We start from the raw sequence: 15104 nt of genomic DNA on the forward strand, positions 1-15104 counted from the left end.
GAGCTGGACCTGCGCGAGGGTTACGTCCATGCCCGGGCGCCCTCGGGGCTGAAGGGCGCGGTCTTCGAGTTCCCGCTCGTCTCTGTCGGCGCGACGGAGAACGCCCTGATGGCGGCGACGCTCGCGAAGGGCACGACAATCCTCAGGAACGCCGCGCGCGAGCCCGAGATCGTGGACCTCGCCCGCTGCCTGCGCGCGATGGGCGCCGAGATCGAGGGCGAGGGGACCTCCGAGATCACGGTGCAGGGCGTCGACCGTCTGCACGGCGCGACGCATCCCGTGGTGATCGACCGGATCGAGCTCGGCACCTACATGCTGGCGCCCGCCATCGCCGGCGGCTCGGTCGAGCTCCCCGGCGGGCGGATGGACCTCGTGCGGGCCTTCGCCGACAAGCTCGGCGAGGCCGGCATCGAGGTGAGCGAGACGGAGGCGGGCCTCCGCGTCGCGCGGGGCAACGGGCGCGTGCGCGCGGTCGACGTGGTGACGGAGCCCTTCCCGGGCTTCCCCACCGACCTCCAGGCGCAGATGATGGCGCTCATGTGCTTCGCCGAGGGGGTGAGCGTGCTCGAGGAGCGGATCTTCGAGAACCGATTCATGCACGCGCCGGAACTCATGCGCATGGGTGCACGGATCGACGTCCACGGCGGGACGGCACGGGTGACGGGGGTGGAGCGGCTGAAGGGCGCGCCGGTGATGGCGACGGACCTCCGCGCCTCGGTCAGCCTCATCCTCGCGGGCCTCGCGGCCGAGGGGGAGACGGTCGTGAACCGGGTCTACCACCTCGACCGGGGCTACGAGCGGGTGGAGGAGAAGCTCTCGGCCGTCGGCGCCAGGATCGAGCGGGTCCGGGGCGATGACTGAGGACGCCCGCTTCGAGGACGCCGACGAGGGGCCGGTCGCCCTCCGCGCGCTCGACGCCGAGGATCTGAAGGTGATCGCCGCGCTGGTGCAGGACGCGGTCTTCCCGGCCTCCGAGATGACCTGGGACCGGCGCAAGCGGCGCTTCGCCGTGCTCCTGAACCGGTTCCGCTGGGAACTCGGGACCGGACGCCCCGAACGCGTTCGGTCGCTCCTGGTGATCGAGGACGCGGCCCGCGTCTCGAGCCAGGGCATCGCGCGCGAGGATGGCGACCTGGTCCTGTCGCTCCTGACGCTGGACTGGGAGGCGGGCGAGGACGGGACGGGCCGCGTCACGCTGGTGCTTGCTGGCGACGGCGCGGTGGCGGTCGATGTCGAGGCGCTCGAGGTCACGCTCCGCGACGTGACGAAACCCTACGTCGCCCCCTCCGGCCGCGCGCCCGGCCACCCGGACTGAGCGCCGGAAAAAGAGGTTTTCCGGCGAAAAGCCCATGGCTTTTCGTCCGTTTTCCGTGCGGAAAACGGCGCCTCCCGACCGCACGGCTTGAGGCCGGCGGGAGGGCGCGCTATCTGGCCGCAACCGCCAGGAGGGACGATCCGCGATGCCCCATTTCCTCGACACCAGCGAGCCCGGCTTCGAGGCGCGCTTCGCCGCGCTTCTCGAGATGAAGCGGGAGGATGCGCCCGAGGTGGACGAGGCCGTCGCCGCGATCATCGCGGACGTGCGGGCGCGGGGTGACGCGGCGGTGATCGAGCTGACCGAGCGCTTCGACCGGCTGACCCTCACGCCCGCGACGATGGCCTTCTCGGCCGACGAGATCGACGCCGCCGTCGCATCGGTTCCGGCCGCCGAGCGCGACGCGCTCGAGGCGGCTGCCGAGCGCATCCGGGCCTACCACGTGCGCCAGATGCCGCAGGACGCGCGCTGGACGGACCCGGAGGGCGCGACGCTCGGCTGGCGCTGGACGCCGGTTTCGGCGGCCGGGCTCTACGTGCCGGGGGGGCTCGCCTCCTATCCCTCGAGCGTGCTGATGAACGCGATCCCGGCGCAGGTGGCGGGCGTGGAGCGTCTGGTGATCTGCGCGCCCACGCCTGGCGGCGTGGCCAATCCGCTCGTGCTGCTGGCCGCACGGCTTGCGGGTGTGGACACCATCTACCGGATCGGCGGCGCGCAGGCCGTCGCCGCCATGGCCTACGGCACGGCGACCATCGCGCCCGTCGACAAGATCACCGGGCCCGGCAACGCCTACGTTGCCGCCGCCAAGCGGCGCGTCTTCGGCAAGGTCGGGATCGACATGATCGCGGGGCCCTCCGAGATCCTCGTGATCGCCGATCGCGACAACGATCCCGACTGGATCGCGCTCGACCTCCTCTCCCAGGCCGAGCACGACGAGAGCGCGCAGTCGATCCTGATCACCGACGACGCTTCCTTCGGCAAGGCGGTGGCCTCGGCCGTGGAGAAGCGCCTCGAGACGCTGGAGCGGCGGGCCATCGCGGGCGCCTCCTGGCACGACTACGGCGCCGTCGTCACGGTGCGCGACCTCGACGAGGCGGCGGCGCTGTCGGACCGGATCGCGCCCGAGCACCTCGAGCTCTGCGTCGCCGACCCCGAGGCGCTTTTTGCGCGGATCACGCATGCAGGCGCCGTCTTCCTCGGCCAGTGGACGCCCGAGGCCATCGGCGACTACGTCGGCGGGCCGAACCACGTCCTGCCGACGGCGCGCTCGGCGCGGTTCTCCTCGGGCCTGTCGGTCCTCGACTTCATGAAGCGCACCACGCTCGCGCGGATGACGCCCGGGGCGCTCCGGGCCATCGGCCCCGCCGCCGAAACGCTGGCGCGTTCCGAAAGCCTCGAGGCGCACGGTCTTTCGGTGCGTGCGCGACTGGACACGTTGAACCGCTGAGCCGGATCGTGCATCCCTTGGCGTGAGGGGCCCGTTCAGGGGCATTACATGACCATGCATATCTGCCAGATCGACATAGACACGAGCGGCATGCCCGCGCCCACGCCCGAGATCGAGCAGGAGCGCAAGGTGGCCGTGTTCGACCTCCTGGAGGAGAATTCCTTCGTGCTTCCCCCGCGCGAGGGGCGCGAGATGCCCGACGGGCCCTACCGGCTGACCCTCGCCATCCGCGAGAAGCGCCTCGTCTTCGACGTGGACACCGAGGACGGGCGCGAGGCGGCCGAGTTCCACCTCTCGCTCAGCCCGTTCCGGCAGGTGGTCAAGGACTACTGGCAGATCTGCGAGAGCTATTACGACGCCGTGAAGCGCCTGCCGCCCAGCCAGATCGAGGCGATCGACATGGCGCGGCGCGGCATCCACAACGAGGGCGCGCGCATCCTCGAGGAACGGCTCGAGGGCAAGGCCGAGGTCGACATGGACACCGCCCGCCGCCTCTTCACCCTGATCTGCGTCCTGCACTTCGGAGGCTGAGCGGCGTCTTGGCACGGGACTTCCCCCAGTCTGTCCTGTTCTGCTGCGACCACAACGCGACCCGCTCCCCGATGGCGGAGGGGCTGATGAAGAAGTTCTACGGCCACCGCGCCTACGTGCAGTCGGCGGGCGTCAAGAACGAGCTCGAGATCGACGGCTTCGCCGTCGCCGTCTGCGCCGAGATGGGCGTGCCGCTGGAACGCCACCGGGTGCGCAGCTTCGACGAGATGCAGGAATGGGGCGACGACATCTCGGGCTTCGACCTGATCGTGGCGCTCTCGCCCGCGAGCCAGCGGCGCGCGCTCGACCTCACGCGGCACTTCCACCTCGACGTGGAATACTGGCCGATCCTCGACCCCACCGGCCTCGGCGAGACGCGGGAGGCCAAGCTCGACGCCTACCGGCAGGCGCGGGACCAGATCGCGAAACGGATGGTGGACCGCTTCGGCCCGCCGACACAGCACGAGGAAGCGACGGCATGAGCGACATGGACGACGCGCGCGAGGTCGTCGCGCGCTACTACGCAGCCTTCAACGCGGGCGACACGGAAGGGATGCTCGCCTGCCTCTCCGACGACGTGGCGCACCACGTCAACGAGGGGGCGGTGCGGCGCGGCAAGGCGGCCTTCGCCGCCTTCTGCGCGCACATGTCCCGCTGCTACGCCGAGCGGCTGACCGACATCGTCGTCATGGCGAGCCCGGACGGCACCCGCGCGGCGGCGGAGTTCACCGTGAACGACACCTACCTCGCCACCGACGACGGCCTGCCCGAGGCGCGGGGGCAGACCTACGTGCTGCCGGGCGGCGGGTTCTTCAGCCTCGCGAACGGGCGCATCACCCGCGTCGTCACCTACTACAACCTCGCCGACTGGGTGCGGCAGGTCTCGGACTGACCGCCCCTCAGCCTCGGGGCGTTTCGCCGCGCGCAAGGAGGCTCCGCCAGCGCCGCTGCCGGTGGGCGCAGAAGAGGCGCGCGAAGAGGGCGACCGCCCCCGTCAGCGGACCGGCCTCGATCGTCACCTCGTCGGTGTAGCGCGTGCCCGTGCCCTCGGGTGCTATGGTGATGAGATGGTCCCAGGTCCGCGCAAGCTGTCCGCCGCCCGCGTCCCGCACCCGGAAGGCGCCGTCGCCGCGCGCCTCGAAGCGGATGCGGATCGTCTGGCGGCCAAGCGGCAGGACGCCCAGGAACCGCATCGCGACCTCGTGCTCCCCCTCGGCCCAGACCTCGGGAAAGGGCCCCGGGAGCGGCCGGAAGGTCAGGAGCGGGCGGGAGACGTGGACCAGCGTGGCGGGCCGCATCACGAGGGCGCGGACCCGCTCGGGCGGTGCGGGAAGCAGGGCCGTCAGGCTGATCTTGCGCATGGCGCCTCTCTGCGTGCAGGAAGGGGGCTCGGGATGGAAGGTTAGGAAGGAGCAGCAGATGGAGCAATCCGGCGGCACGCGCCTGACCTACCGCGAGCATCTCGGCGCAGGCATCGCCGCCGTGACCGAGGATCTCGCCCGGCTGCGGATCGAGGTGTTCCGCGACTGGCCCTATCTCTACGACGGCGACCTCGACTACGAGCGGCGCTACCTCGCCGAGTATGCTGCGGGCGACGGGATCGTCGTCGCGGCCCATGACGGCGGACGCATGGTGGGCGCGGCGACGGGAATGCCGCTCGCGGCCCATGCGGACGGTTTCGCCGCCGCCTTCGAGGGCACGGGGATCGACATGGGCGAGGTGTTCTACTGCGCCGAGTCCGTTCTCCTGCCGGACTACCGGGGGCAGGGGGCCTATCGCCGCTTCTTCGAGCGCCGCGAGGACCGCGCGCGGGCGCTCGGGTTCCCTCTCGCGGCGTTCTGCGGTGTCGTCCGCCCCGAGGATCACCCCCTCCGCCCGACCGACGCCCGCCCGCTCGACCCCGTCTGGCGGCGCTTCGGCTATGCGCCGCTGCCGGGCGCCGTCGCGCGCTTCGACTGGCGCGACATCGGCGAGACGGCGGAAACCGAGAAACCCCTCCAGGTCTGGATCAAGCGCCTATGAAGATCGCCGCCGCCGCCTATCCGCTCGACCGCTTCGACCGTTGGGTCGACTATGCCGAGAAACAGGTCGCCTGGGTGCGCGAGGCGGCGAATGCGGGCGCCGACCTCCTCGTGTTTCCGGAATACGGCCGGATGGAGCTTGCCGCCCTGACCGGGCAGGCCCACGACCTCGAGGCCTCGCTCCACGCCGCGGCCGCCCTCGCCGAGAAGGCCGATCACCTGATGGCCGACCTCGCGCAGGGATACGGCGTCCACATCCTCTGCCCCTCGGGCCCGGTCTTCGAGGAGGGGCGCGAGCGGCCGGTCAACCGCGCCTGGTTGCTCGGGCCCGACGGGGAGGCGCCCTTCCTCGCCTACCAGGACAAGCAGGTCATGACCCGTTTCGAGCGCGAGACGTGGAACGTCGTCCCCGGCGACCCGCTCGAGGTGATCGACACGCCCCTCGGGCGCATCGGGGTCCTCATCTGCTACGACGCGGAATTCCCGCTTCTCGGCCGCGCGCTGATCGAGCAGGGGGCCGAGATCCTGCTCGTCCCCTCCTGCACCGACAGCCTGCACGGCTACAGCCGGGTGCGCATCGGCGCCATGGCCCGCGCGCTCGAGGGGCAATGCGTCGTCGTGCAGTCCCCCACCGTGGGCGACGCACCCTGGTCCCCCGCCGTGGACGAGAACGTGGGCGCCGCCGGCATCTTCGGGCCGCCCGACCTCGGCTTTCCGGGCGACGGCATCCTCGCGCAGGGCGCGCTGAACGAGCCCGGCTGGGTCCTGGCCGAGATCGACCGCGCCGCCATCGCGCGGGTGCGCGCCGAGGGCGCCGTCTTCAACCACGCCCACTGGCCGGAAAGCGCCAGCCGCGCCGGGCTTTCCCGCGATCCCGACGATTTGCCTTGAAAATCGTCGGAACCGGGCGCATTTAGCCCGCACCTGCGCCACGCCCCGAAGAAGCCTACGGGGAGGGCGCGACCATCAAGGAGTGACCATGGCCAAGGAAGAAATGCTCGAATTCCCTGGTGTCGTGAAGGAACTCCTGCCCAACGCGACGTTCCGGGTCGAGCTTGAAAACGGCCATGAGATCATCGCGCACACGGCAGGGAAGATGCGGAAGAACCGCATCCGCGTTCTGGCAGGCGACCGGGTTCAGGTGGAGATGACGCCCTACGACCTGACCAAGGGGCGCATCAACTACCGCTTCAAGTAGGGCGGGGACGTGTCCTCGCCCGCCGCGGGCAGGCGTGACGCCGGGTGCGGCGCGCGGCCCGGCCCCAGCGTGCCCCCCCCATGGGCACCGCAATGACCCCCGACATCGAGGCGACGCCGCGGCTCATCCTCGGCTCCGGCAGCCCCCGGCGGCTGGAGCTTCTGGCCGTGCTCGGTCTCGTGCCGGACGCCGTCCTGCCCCCCGACATCGACGAGGAGCCGCGCAAGGGCGAGCTGCCGCGCCCCTATTGCGCGCGCATCGCCGCCGAGAAGGTGGCGGCCGTCGCGGCGGGGGAGGATGACGTGGTGCTCTGCGCCGACACCACCGTGGCGCTCGGCCGCCGCATCCTCGGCAAGCCCGCCGACGAAAGCGAGGCGGAGGCGTTCCTGACGCTCCTCTCCGGGCGGCGGCACCGGGTCTATACCGCCGTCGCCGTGCGGCGCGGCGGCCGGACATGGGAGCGCGTCGTGGAAAGCCGCGTGCGCATGAAGCCGCTCTCGCCCCCCGAGATCGCGGGCTACATCGCCACCGGCGACTGGCGCGGCAAGGCGGGCGGCTATTCCATCCAGGGGCCTGCGGGCGCCTTCATCCCGTGGATCTCGGGCAGCCACAGCGCCATCGTCGGGCTGCCGCTGGCGGAGACCGCGGCGCTGCTTGCGGCGGCGGGCCGTCCGGTCTGGGGGCGGGCATGAAGGGCCGCGTCGTCCTTCTCGACACGCTCGGCGGGCGGCGCTCGGCGGCGCTCATGGTCGACGGCCGGCTCGAGGACATCCTGATCGACGCCGAGGGCGAGGCCCCCATGCCCGGCGCCATCCACCGCGCGATCGCCGACCGGCCGATGAAGGGGCAGGGCGGCCTGACGCTCACGCTCGGCGGCGGGGCGAAGGGCTATCTGAGGAACGTCAAGGGGATCGCCCCCGGTCAACCGATGATCGTGCAGGTCTCGGGCGTGGCCGAGCCCGGCAAGGCCGTCCCCGTGACGCCGAAACCCCTCTTCAAGAGCCGCTACGCCATCGTCACGCCGGACGCGCCGGGCCTCAACGTCTCGCGCCGCATCCGCGACGAGGCCGAGCGCGACCGCATCCTCGAGATCGCCCATGCCGCGATGGCGGGCGCGCCGCCGGATCACGGCCTGATCGTCCGCAGCGCGGCGGCGGAGGTGGCGGAGGAAGCGCTGGCCGAGGACATCGCGGCCATGCGCGACCTCGCGGCCTCGGTCATGGCGGACGCGCGCGGAGGGGCGGAACTGCTGCTCGACGCGCCGGACGCGCATCTCCTCGCCTGGCGGGACTGGGCCGATCCCGACCCCGACGAGGTGATCGAGGCCGAGGGCTCCTTCGCCGCGCATGGCGTGCTCGAGGCCGTCGATGCCGTGCTCGCGCCCGGGGTTCCGCTCCCCGGCGGCGGCCGCGCCTATGTCGAGCCGACGCGCGCGCTGGTGGCCGTCGACGTGAACACGGGCGCCGACACCTCGCTCGCCGCCGGGCTCAAGGCCAACCTCGCGCTCGCCCGCGAGCTTCCGCGCCAGCTCCGGCTGCGCGGCCTCGGCGGGCAGATCGTCCTCGACCTCGCGCCGATGCCGAAGAAGGACCGCAGCGGCTTCGAACAGGCGCTGACCCGCGCCTTCCGGGAGGACGGGGCGGAGGTGGTGATGGCCGGCTGGACGCCGCTCGGCCATTTCGAGATCCAGCGCAAGCGCGACCGCGCGCCGCTGGCCTCCGTCTGGCCGAAGAACCTCTAGCGCAGCGCGGCGAGAAGCGCGGGCGAGGGCACGCCCGTCACCGGCAGACCGCGCGCGGCCTCGAAGTCGCGGATCGCGGCCTCCGTCCGCCGCCCGATCACGCCGTCGGGCGTGCCCGCGTCGAAGCCTGCCTCGGTCAGGCGGCGCTGAAGCTCCCGCCGCTCCTCCTGCGTGAGGCCGGTCGCGTCCGGCCCGAAGGACCGGCTGAGCGGGCCGCCCCCCGCGAGGCGCGAGGCCATGTAGCCGACGCCGAGCCCGTAATTGGTCGACGGGTTGTAGCGCAGGATCACGTCGAAGTTGCGGTAGACGATCCAGGCGGGCCCGCCCGCGCCCACGGGGGCGAGGATCGCCGCGGGCCCGTGATCGGGCGGCGCACCGCCCGAGGCGAGCCTTACGCCCGCGGCCTGCCACTCCGCCGCCGAGCGCCGGGTCTCGCGCCCCGTCGGCCCGGAGAAGCCCGCGGGCAGGTGAACCTCGTAGCCCCAGGGCCGCCCGCGCTGCCAGCCGTAGCGCACGAGATAGTTGGCCGTGGAGGCAAGCGCGTCGGTCGGGTCGTCGCCCCAGATCTCGCGCCGCCCGTCGCCGCGGAAATCCACCGCATATTCCTGGTAGACCGTCGGCATGAGCTGCGTATGCCCCATCGCTCCGGCCCAGGAGCCGGTCATCCGGTCCGTCGTGGTGTCGCGCGCCTGGATGATCCGCAGCGCGGCCAGAAGCTGCGCCTCGAAGAAGCGCCCGCGCCGCCCCTCCCAGGCCAGCGTCGAGGTGGCCGACACGACCGGGATCAGGCCGAGCCGCGTCCCGAAGAGCGTCTCGACCCCCCAGATCGCGCCCAGCACGTCGCCCGAGACGCCCGTCGCCCCCTCGATGTCCGAGAGGATGCCCCGCACCGGCCCGACCCGCGCGCGCCCCAGCGCCACGTCCTCGTCGGAGGCGACCAGCGCCAGGTAGTCCTCGGTCGTGCGGCGGAACTCGGTCTGGTTGCGGTCGCGCTCGATCACGCCGGGCAGGAAGCCCTGACCCTCGAACCCGCGCGCGAAGGCGTCGGCGGTGATCCCCTGCGCGAGCGCGCGCTCGCGGAAGGCCTCGACCCAGGCGTCATAGGCGGGATTGGGCTGCGGCAGGAAGGCGGGGTCGAGGCGCTCGGGCCTGGGCGCGCCGCCCCCCGGCACGGGCAGGCAGGCCTGCGCCGCGCCGGCGGCGGCGAGGAGAATGATGCTGCGTCGCGTGATCGCCATGTGCTCGGTCCTCGGATTTGTCGTTTTGCGCCGAGTATAGCGCATCCGGCGCCGCCCGCACCCGCCGCGTGCCGAAGGACCGGCGGACAGCCGCCGGGCCGGGCGGTCGCGGTGCCCGGGGTTGCCCCCGCGCCCCGGCCCGTGCGAGCCTCGGCCCCATCGCGAGACCGCGCCGCGCGCCGCACCCGGAGGACCCCATGGCCTGCCCGATCTGTTCGAAGCCCGCCACGGCGCAGTACCGCCCGTTCTGTTCCCGCCGTTGCGCCGACGTCGACCTCGCGCGGTGGCTGAACGGCAGCTACGCGATCCCCTCCGAGGACCCCGGGGACATCGAGGAGGCCGAGGCCGCGAGGGCCGCCGACGAGGGCCGCACGCACTGAACCTGCGCAGGCGCCGAAAAGTGTTCGAGCGGTCTGGACAGCCCCGCGCGAAGGCCCTAGAAGTCCGCCGACAAGGCCCCCCGGACCCGCTCCGGACGCCCCGTTGCCCGGGTAGCTCAGGGGTAGAGCAGTGGATTGAAAATCCTCGTGTCGGTGGTTCGATTCCGCCCCCGGGCACCATTCCCTCAAGATGGAATTGATTTCCCTTGAAATCAGCCTTGCCCCACAGCCCCGGGAACGTGGGGAGGCCTTCACCCGATGCGCAGGCCGGCGATGGCGTTCATGGCGGCTCTGGCGAGGCGGGTTCTCTCGGCGCCTTTCGTGTAGATCTCCGTGGTCTTGGACTGGGTGTGAGCCAGCACCGACATGATCTGGTGGCTGGTCGCGCCTTGTTCGGCGAGCAGTTCGGCGAGGCTCTTGCGGAGGCCGTGGGAGCTGCGGTTCTCGAGACCGGCCTCCCGCGTCCAGTCCTGCACCTTGTTGCCAAGCACGTTGCCGTTCTTGAACGGGCGGCCATGGATGCCGAGAAGATAGGTGGGGCCCACCACAGGCATCTCGCGCGTTGCTCGTGCCGCGGCGCCTCTCCGAGCGGCCGAGGCCCGACTTTGTCGCGTGGCACCTGGAGAAGCGTTTCAATTGAACGCGCCTATCGGCGCGGAGACATGTTTTTTGTGGCGACAACAGATGATGGTGGACTGAGCTCTGTTGCTCTCTGGTCGATGATGCGACGCTGCCGTCTCGAACGAGTGAGCACAGCGATCACTCGCACCGTAGTGCATCATCAAGTCCTAAATCCCGTCGACCTGCTGCGGCATATCTCTCCAGCGATCGGCGAGGAGTTGGCAACCAGCCTTCGGCCCGTTCCCTGAGCAGGTGTGGCGCCGTTAATCCAAACACTCCTAATGCCTACCGATGCAGCGGTAGGATCCGCTGGAACCGCCTGGTCTGCAACCGCCGCCGGGTCGAAAAGAACCAGATCCGCGAATGCCTCCTCGGCGATGAGGCCGCGACCGGCCAGACCGAAGAACCGCGCAGGAAGGCCGGTCATCTTGTGAATTGCTGCCTCCAGTGTAAGCAGACCCAGATCCCGCACGTAGTGGCCCAGAACGCGAGGAAAGGTCCCCCACAGGCGGGGATGTGGCATCGGATCGAAGGGCAGTCCGTCGGAACCGATCATGGTTAAGGGGTGCGTCAAGACCCGGCGCACGTCCTCCTCTGCCATCAAGTGAAAGAGCGCTCCGGCCGGCTGCAACAGTCGCGCAGCCTCGACAGGATCGCAACCGAGGTCGGCCGCAACGTCGGTCAGGGAACGACCGACCGCCGAAGGCATCGCGCCGGAACGCGTCACGACGATCTCGCCGCCGCGTGCAGCGCGCTCGGGAGTAAGGGAGGTGGAGGAATAAGTGTATGGATAGACGTCGAGACCTACCCGGTGGCACGCACAAGCCCGGTCGACATACTCCAAAGTGCGGCCGACAACTCCATGATTGCGCGCGCCGAGCGCCTTGTGGTGGGACAGGATCACCGGAACGCCAGCGCGCCGCCCAATCTCGAGTGCTTCCTCGACGGCTTCGGCCAGACCGTCGCCTTCATCGCGGACATGGGTGACATACGGGGCTTGCCGGTCGACCAGACGGCTACACAGAACAATGAGTTCTTTGGTCGGAGCCGCATTGGCCATTGCGTAGGCGAGGCCGGAACTCAGACCCGCTGCGCCCTCGGTCAGTGCGGCATCGAGAAGTGCACACATCTGGGCCAATTCCACAGGTGTTGCAGGTCGGCTCAGGTCCGACATGGCTGCGATGCGCAGCGATGAATGCCCAACCAGCGACAACGAGTTGACAGCCGGCCCGGCTGCGTCGACGGCCGAAAGGTAGTCGGCGAAACGCTCGAAACCTCGATGCCCGCTTGGGATGAGAATATCATACTCCTCGGGCAGACGCGCTTCCGTCGGCAAGGGGGCTGGGCTGTAGCCACAAAGCCCCGTAATGACGGTCGTCACGCCTTGCGAAACCTTGGCCCTCATGTCCGGAGTGTGGATCAGGGCCATGTCGTCGTGGGTGTGAACATCGATGAAGCCCGGTGCGAGGACCAATCCTGATGCTTCAACGACCCCATCAGCAGGTTCAGGCGCTTCAGGTGCACGGATAGCGCTGATCCGGTCGCCGCGGAGATAGACATCCGCTTCGAAGCCGGCGGCTCCGGTCCCATCGATGACGCACGCGCCGCGGATCACAACGTCGTGCAGCGTCATGGCTGCGCCTCCAGCCGCTGTGCCCGGCGAGCCAGATATTCGGCAACGGCAATTAGCATCGCCGCGGCTCCGATCGCGGGAACCGCGATGTCGCGCTCGAGAAGGAAGGTCGCGGCCGAAGTGAGACCGAGGGGCAGCGCCAGCCAGACCGGAACCTGACCGCCAATGCACCGCGACGACAACGCCATCGCAATTCCGGTAAGGCCGACGATGGCCCCGACAAAGGCCACCGCCGCAGCCATCGGCCCGTTCTGGAACAGGATGTCACCCGACAGGAACAGGAGCGGGATTGCGTAGAGGCCCTTGGACAGGCGCCAGGCTACGAGGCTGGCTGGAAACGGTGCCGCCCGCGCAATCCCGGCAGCGGCGAACGCCGAGAGAGCCACGGGCGGCGTGACTGTGCTGTCTTGAGAATACCAGTAGATCATCAGGTGGACCGCCAGCAGCGGCAGGCCGAATTGCTCGAACCCCGATCCTACGACCACCGCCACGATCACGTAGCTTGCGGTGATCGGCAGCCCCATTCCGAGGATCAGCGAGACCAGGAGCACCGCCAGCACCATCAGGTAGAGATTGCCCTGCGCCGCGTCGAAGATCATCGCCGAGAAGGTGATGCCTTTCCCGGTCATGGTCAGGACGCCCACAACGATGTTTGCCGCCGCCAGCATGATCGCCGTGACGGAAGCGCCGCGTGCCGCCTCCACGGCGATCCTGGCGAGCGAGCGAGGCCCGATCTGGTTGGCGGGCGTGGCCCAGCTGGCAAAGATCGCAGCAAGGATCGCGCCGCAGCAGGCGAAGACCGGTGTGTAGCCGACGACCAGCAATCCGATCAGCGCGGCCATGGCCAGCGCGAAGGGAAGTCCGTCTCGCCATACGATGCGGGCGGGGATTTCGACCGGCGTCCAGTCCTGCTTGCGAGCGTCAAGCGCGACGCCGATGAACACCGAATAGAAGTAGAGGATGGCCGGCAGGATCGAAAGCGCTGCGACGGTCGCATAAGGCGTCTGGGTCCAGGCCGCGAGAATGAAGGCGCCGGCGCCCATCACTGGCGGGGCGATCTGCCCGATGTTGGATGCCGCAGCCTCGACACCAGCCGCAAAGGGGCGGCGGTAGCCCGCCCGGATCATCATCGGGATCGTCACGGATCCCGTCGCCATGACGTTGCCAATCGACGTCCCGCTGACCGACCCCATCGCCGCGCTCCCCAGGACAGCGGCCTGTGCCGGCCCGCCTGGCAGCCGCGCGCCCAGCCGAAGAGAGGCCTGCACCAGAAAGTTACCGCTGCCCGCTGCTAGGAGGACGACTCCCAAGAGGACGAAAAGATAGACGTATGTGGCCGAGATGGAGGCCAAGAAGCCGAAGTATCCCTCTCCGCCCCAGAGCATCCTGTAGGTGAAGGTGTAGAGAGAAAGGCCCCGAAAGCCCCAGCCGTCCGGCAGGAACGGTCCCAGCCACAGCGCATACGCCGCCGCCAGGAGCCCCATGCCGGTCAGGACCCATCCGCCTGAAAGCCCTGCCGCCCAGAGCACAAAGAGTAGAATTGCTGCCGACACCCACATGTCCAATGGGATCATCTGGTCATTGCGGGCGTAGAGTGCCTGCTCCATCACCACGGCATAGACGGGGATCGCGGCGCAAACCGCTGCCGCCATCAGCCAGGGTGCTATCCGCCTCCCCTCCTCCTGTCCTCGCAGCGCGAAGAAAAGAGCAAGCGCCCCGCCGACATGTATCGCATTGCGCCAGCTGTCCGCGATCGTGCCGAAGGTGGCGAACCAAAGGTGAAACCCTGCATAGGCCAGGGCCGCCCCAGTGATCACCCAGCCCGCGGCGCTCGAAGGGTCGACGCGGCCGGATGGCCGCGTCACGGATGTCTTGTCGGCAGATGTCACCGCAGCGCCTCGGGGATGGATATGCCGACCTCTTCGAAATAGCGCACGGCACCTGGATGTAGCCGCACCGGCAGGCCGTTCAGCGCGGTCTCCATCCTGATGCCCGCGGCCGAGGGATGGATCGCGTGGATCGCCTCGAGGTTCTCGAACACCGCACGTGTGAAACGATAAACGGTGTCCTCGTCCATGCTTTCGTCGACGACCATCAGGTTGGCGTATTCCGCCGTCGATATGTCCTCGGTCTGGCCGGGATAGCTGTCCGCGGGAATGGTCACGCCATAGTAGAGCCCGGGATGCGCCGCCTCGATCCGCGCCAGCTGGTCGGGTGTGAAGGACAGGATGCGCACCCTGTCGGCGCCAAGTGCGGCATAGAGCTCGGTCACCGCTGGAACCGGCACCCCCGCGCCAAGGTTCGCCGCCGCGATCCGGCGGTCCTGCAACGCCGCACCGGCCTCAGAATAGCTGCCGATGAACTCCATGTCGATCGCATCGGGATCATGGCCCAGTGCCCGCAGCATCAGGTTCGCGGCTGTGCGGGCCCCGCTTTGCCGGCCACCGATATTGTAGAGGCCGGGCAGCGCTGCGAGGTCGTCCACCGTGCCTGTGGTCACGGCATCGGCCAGCGCCACGTGATGCTCGGTGTTTCCATAGAGCGCAAAGAGCGCCCGCAGGCCGGTGCGCGCGTCGCCCTCGAATACGTCCTCGCCGCGGGCCGCAAGAGTGGCCACCACGCCGTTCGTGATTCCAATCTCGATTTCACCGCGCGCGATGAGCTGCACGTTCTCTGTGCTGCCGCCAGAGCTGACAGCATCTACCCGCAAGGTCGGATCCGCATCTGACACGATCCGGGCCATTCCGACGCCGATTGGATAATAGGCCCCTCCCGTGCTTCCCGTGCCGATGACGATGGCATCCTGTGCTGTGGCCGGGGCGGCAAAGGCCAGCGCAAGCACGCTGACCGCTGTTCTGAAGATGGTCATGATGGGTCTTCCCTGACTGTCCGGGCGCTTCATGCCCCCTGTGAGCACAGGATTGCTGGTGCAGCCGTATCATGACAAATTCGTATTCAGCACATCTGCATAATGTGACC

The 15104-nt window shown here is 69.7% G+C and carries 18 protein-coding genes and 1 tRNA gene; 13 read left to right on the forward strand and 6 right to left on the reverse strand.

What is annotated here, in order from left to right; genetic code table 11:
• The 6 genes from ACTS11_RS11705 to ACTS11_RS11730 all read left to right on the forward strand — a co-directional run.
• The coding region (locus tag ACTS11_RS11705; RefSeq protein WP_442640493.1) for a UDP-N-acetylglucosamine 1-carboxyvinyltransferase at positions 1 to 861 on the forward strand (861 nt) is incomplete at its 5' end.
• Positions 854 to 1315, forward strand: coding sequence for a DUF2948 family protein (locus tag ACTS11_RS11710; RefSeq protein WP_442640494.1), 462 nt, complete (start codon positions 854 to 856; stop codon positions 1313 to 1315). The genes ACTS11_RS11705 and ACTS11_RS11710, both read left to right, overlap by 8 nt.
• 145 nt (positions 1316 to 1460) lie before the next feature.
• Positions 1461 to 2762, forward strand: a complete 1302-nt coding sequence (gene hisD / locus ACTS11_RS11715) for a histidinol dehydrogenase (protein WP_442640495.1) — start codon at positions 1461 to 1463, stop codon at positions 2760 to 2762.
• A gap of 48 nt (positions 2763 to 2810) precedes the next feature.
• Entirely contained in the window at positions 2811 to 3293 is a 483-nt protein-coding gene (locus ACTS11_RS11720; protein WP_442640496.1) for a UPF0262 family protein, read from the forward strand.
• Positions 3294 to 3301: 8 nt separating this feature from the next.
• Positions 3302 to 3775, forward strand: coding sequence for an arsenate-mycothiol transferase ArsC (locus ACTS11_RS11725; RefSeq protein WP_442640497.1), 474 nt, complete (start codon positions 3302 to 3304; stop codon positions 3773 to 3775).
• Positions 3772 to 4185 carry a ketosteroid isomerase-related protein gene (locus ACTS11_RS11730; protein WP_442640498.1) on the forward strand — a complete coding sequence of 138 codons (414 nt, stop codon included), beginning with the start codon at positions 3772 to 3774 and terminating at the stop codon, positions 4183 to 4185. Before ACTS11_RS11725 ends, ACTS11_RS11730 begins: the two co-directional genes overlap by 4 nt.
• A gap of 7 nt (positions 4186 to 4192) precedes the next feature.
• On the opposite strand, the gene ACTS11_RS11735 is transcribed toward ACTS11_RS11730, so the two are convergent.
• Positions 4193 to 4654: an SRPBCC family protein gene (locus tag ACTS11_RS11735; protein WP_442640499.1), complete on the reverse strand. Its 462-nt coding sequence runs from the start codon at positions 4652 to 4654 to the stop codon at positions 4193 to 4195.
• 58 nt (positions 4655 to 4712) lie between these two features.
• Between ACTS11_RS11735 and ACTS11_RS11740 the strand changes: the two genes are divergently transcribed.
• The 5 genes from ACTS11_RS11740 to ACTS11_RS11760 all read left to right on the forward strand — a co-directional run bounded on the left by ACTS11_RS11740 (position 4713) and on the right by ACTS11_RS11760 (position 8253).
• Positions 4713 to 5315, forward strand: coding sequence for a GNAT family N-acetyltransferase (locus tag ACTS11_RS11740; protein ID WP_442640500.1), 603 nt, complete (start codon positions 4713 to 4715; stop codon positions 5313 to 5315).
• Entirely contained in the window at positions 5312 to 6205 is an 894-nt protein-coding gene (locus tag ACTS11_RS11745; RefSeq protein WP_442640501.1) for a carbon-nitrogen hydrolase family protein, read from the forward strand. The genes ACTS11_RS11740 and ACTS11_RS11745 overlap by 4 nt, the downstream gene beginning before the upstream one ends.
• An 88-nt stretch (positions 6206 to 6293) precedes the next feature.
• The gene (gene infA / locus ACTS11_RS11750; RefSeq protein WP_037209844.1) at positions 6294 to 6512 is read left to right on the forward strand and encodes a translation initiation factor IF-1; all 219 of its coding nucleotides are present in this window, start codon (positions 6294 to 6296) and stop codon (positions 6510 to 6512) included.
• Between the two features lie 92 nt (positions 6513 to 6604).
• Positions 6605 to 7204: a Maf family protein gene (locus ACTS11_RS11755; protein ID WP_442640502.1), complete on the forward strand. Its 600-nt coding sequence runs from the start codon at positions 6605 to 6607 to the stop codon at positions 7202 to 7204.
• On the forward strand, positions 7201 to 8253 hold the full coding sequence (locus tag ACTS11_RS11760; RefSeq protein ID WP_442640503.1) for a ribonuclease E/G: 1053 nt from the start codon (positions 7201 to 7203) through the stop codon (positions 8251 to 8253). The genes ACTS11_RS11755 and ACTS11_RS11760 overlap by 4 nt, the downstream gene beginning before the upstream one ends.
• Here ACTS11_RS11760 and ACTS11_RS11765 read toward each other — a convergent pair.
• Complete coding sequence (locus tag ACTS11_RS11765) at positions 8250 to 9491, reverse strand: lytic murein transglycosylase (protein WP_442640504.1); 1242 nt, start codon at positions 9489 to 9491, stop codon at positions 8250 to 8252. The two genes, ACTS11_RS11760 and ACTS11_RS11765, sit on opposite strands and share 4 nt — an antisense overlap.
• A gap of 197 nt (positions 9492 to 9688) precedes the next feature.
• Between ACTS11_RS11765 and ACTS11_RS11770 the strand changes: the two genes are divergently transcribed.
• Positions 9689 to 9871: a DNA gyrase inhibitor YacG gene (locus ACTS11_RS11770; protein ID WP_442640505.1), complete on the forward strand. Its 183-nt coding sequence runs from the start codon at positions 9689 to 9691 to the stop codon at positions 9869 to 9871.
• Positions 9872 to 9976: 105 nt separating this feature from the next.
• Positions 9977 to 10051 (forward strand) — tRNA-Phe (locus tag ACTS11_RS11775).
• A gap of 71 nt (positions 10052 to 10122) precedes the next feature.
• On the opposite strand, the gene ACTS11_RS11780 is transcribed toward ACTS11_RS11775, so the two are convergent.
• The 4 genes from ACTS11_RS11780 to ACTS11_RS11795 all read right to left on the reverse strand — a co-directional run bounded on the left by ACTS11_RS11780 (position 10123) and on the right by ACTS11_RS11795 (position 14994).
• Positions 10123 to 10416, reverse strand: coding sequence for a tyrosine-type recombinase/integrase (locus ACTS11_RS11780; RefSeq protein WP_442640506.1), 294 nt, complete (start codon positions 10414 to 10416; stop codon positions 10123 to 10125).
• Positions 10417 to 10652: 236 nt separating this feature from the next.
• Positions 10653 to 12125: an N-acyl-D-amino-acid deacylase family protein gene (locus ACTS11_RS11785; protein WP_442640507.1), complete on the reverse strand. Its 1473-nt coding sequence runs from the start codon at positions 12123 to 12125 to the stop codon at positions 10653 to 10655.
• Positions 12122 to 14014 carry a TRAP transporter permease gene (locus ACTS11_RS11790; RefSeq protein ID WP_442640508.1) on the reverse strand — a complete coding sequence of 631 codons (1893 nt, stop codon included), beginning with the start codon at positions 14012 to 14014 and terminating at the stop codon, positions 12122 to 12124. The genes ACTS11_RS11785 and ACTS11_RS11790 overlap by 4 nt, the downstream gene beginning before the upstream one ends.
• On the reverse strand, positions 14011 to 14994 hold the full coding sequence (locus tag ACTS11_RS11795) for a TAXI family TRAP transporter solute-binding subunit (protein WP_442640509.1): 984 nt from the start codon (positions 14992 to 14994) through the stop codon (positions 14011 to 14013). Before ACTS11_RS11795 ends, ACTS11_RS11790 begins: the two co-directional genes overlap by 4 nt.
• Positions 14995 to 15104: the final 110 nt, after the last annotated feature.

Origin of the sequence: Roseicyclus sp., from assembly GCF_052168335.1 — a bacterium.
Classification (GTDB): domain Bacteria; phylum Pseudomonadota; class Alphaproteobacteria; order Rhodobacterales; family Rhodobacteraceae; genus Roseibacterium.

Coding starts and splice junctions, on each gene's coding strand:
- ACTS11_RS11760 (WP_442640503.1), top strand. CDS start 7,201: ATGAAGGGCCGCGTCGTCCTTCTCGACACGCTCGGCGGGCGGCGCTCG.
- ACTS11_RS11755 (WP_442640502.1), top strand. CDS start 6,605: ATGACCCCCGACATCGAGGCGACGCCGCGGCTCATCCTCGGCTCCGGC.
- ACTS11_RS11770 (WP_442640505.1), top strand. CDS start 9,689: ATGGCCTGCCCGATCTGTTCGAAGCCCGCCACGGCGCAGTACCGCCCG.
- ACTS11_RS11795 (WP_442640509.1), bottom strand. CDS start 14,994: ATGACCATCTTCAGAACAGCGGTCAGCGTGCTTGCGCTGGCCTTTGCC.
- ACTS11_RS11740 (WP_442640500.1), top strand. CDS start 4,713: ATGGAGCAATCCGGCGGCACGCGCCTGACCTACCGCGAGCATCTCGGC.
- ACTS11_RS11745 (WP_442640501.1), top strand. CDS start 5,312: ATGAAGATCGCCGCCGCCGCCTATCCGCTCGACCGCTTCGACCGTTGG.
- infA (WP_037209844.1), top strand. CDS start 6,294: ATGGCCAAGGAAGAAATGCTCGAATTCCCTGGTGTCGTGAAGGAACTC.
- hisD (WP_442640495.1), top strand. CDS start 1,461: ATGCCCCATTTCCTCGACACCAGCGAGCCCGGCTTCGAGGCGCGCTTC.
- ACTS11_RS11710 (WP_442640494.1), top strand. CDS start 854: ATGACTGAGGACGCCCGCTTCGAGGACGCCGACGAGGGGCCGGTCGCC.
- ACTS11_RS11730 (WP_442640498.1), top strand. CDS start 3,772: ATGAGCGACATGGACGACGCGCGCGAGGTCGTCGCGCGCTACTACGCA.
- ACTS11_RS11785 (WP_442640507.1), bottom strand. CDS start 12,125: ATGACGCTGCACGACGTTGTGATCCGCGGCGCGTGCGTCATCGATGGG.
- ACTS11_RS11765 (WP_442640504.1), bottom strand. CDS start 9,491: ATGGCGATCACGCGACGCAGCATCATTCTCCTCGCCGCCGCCGGCGCG.
- ACTS11_RS11735 (WP_442640499.1), bottom strand. CDS start 4,654: ATGCGCAAGATCAGCCTGACGGCCCTGCTTCCCGCACCGCCCGAGCGG.
- ACTS11_RS11720 (WP_442640496.1), top strand. CDS start 2,811: ATGACCATGCATATCTGCCAGATCGACATAGACACGAGCGGCATGCCC.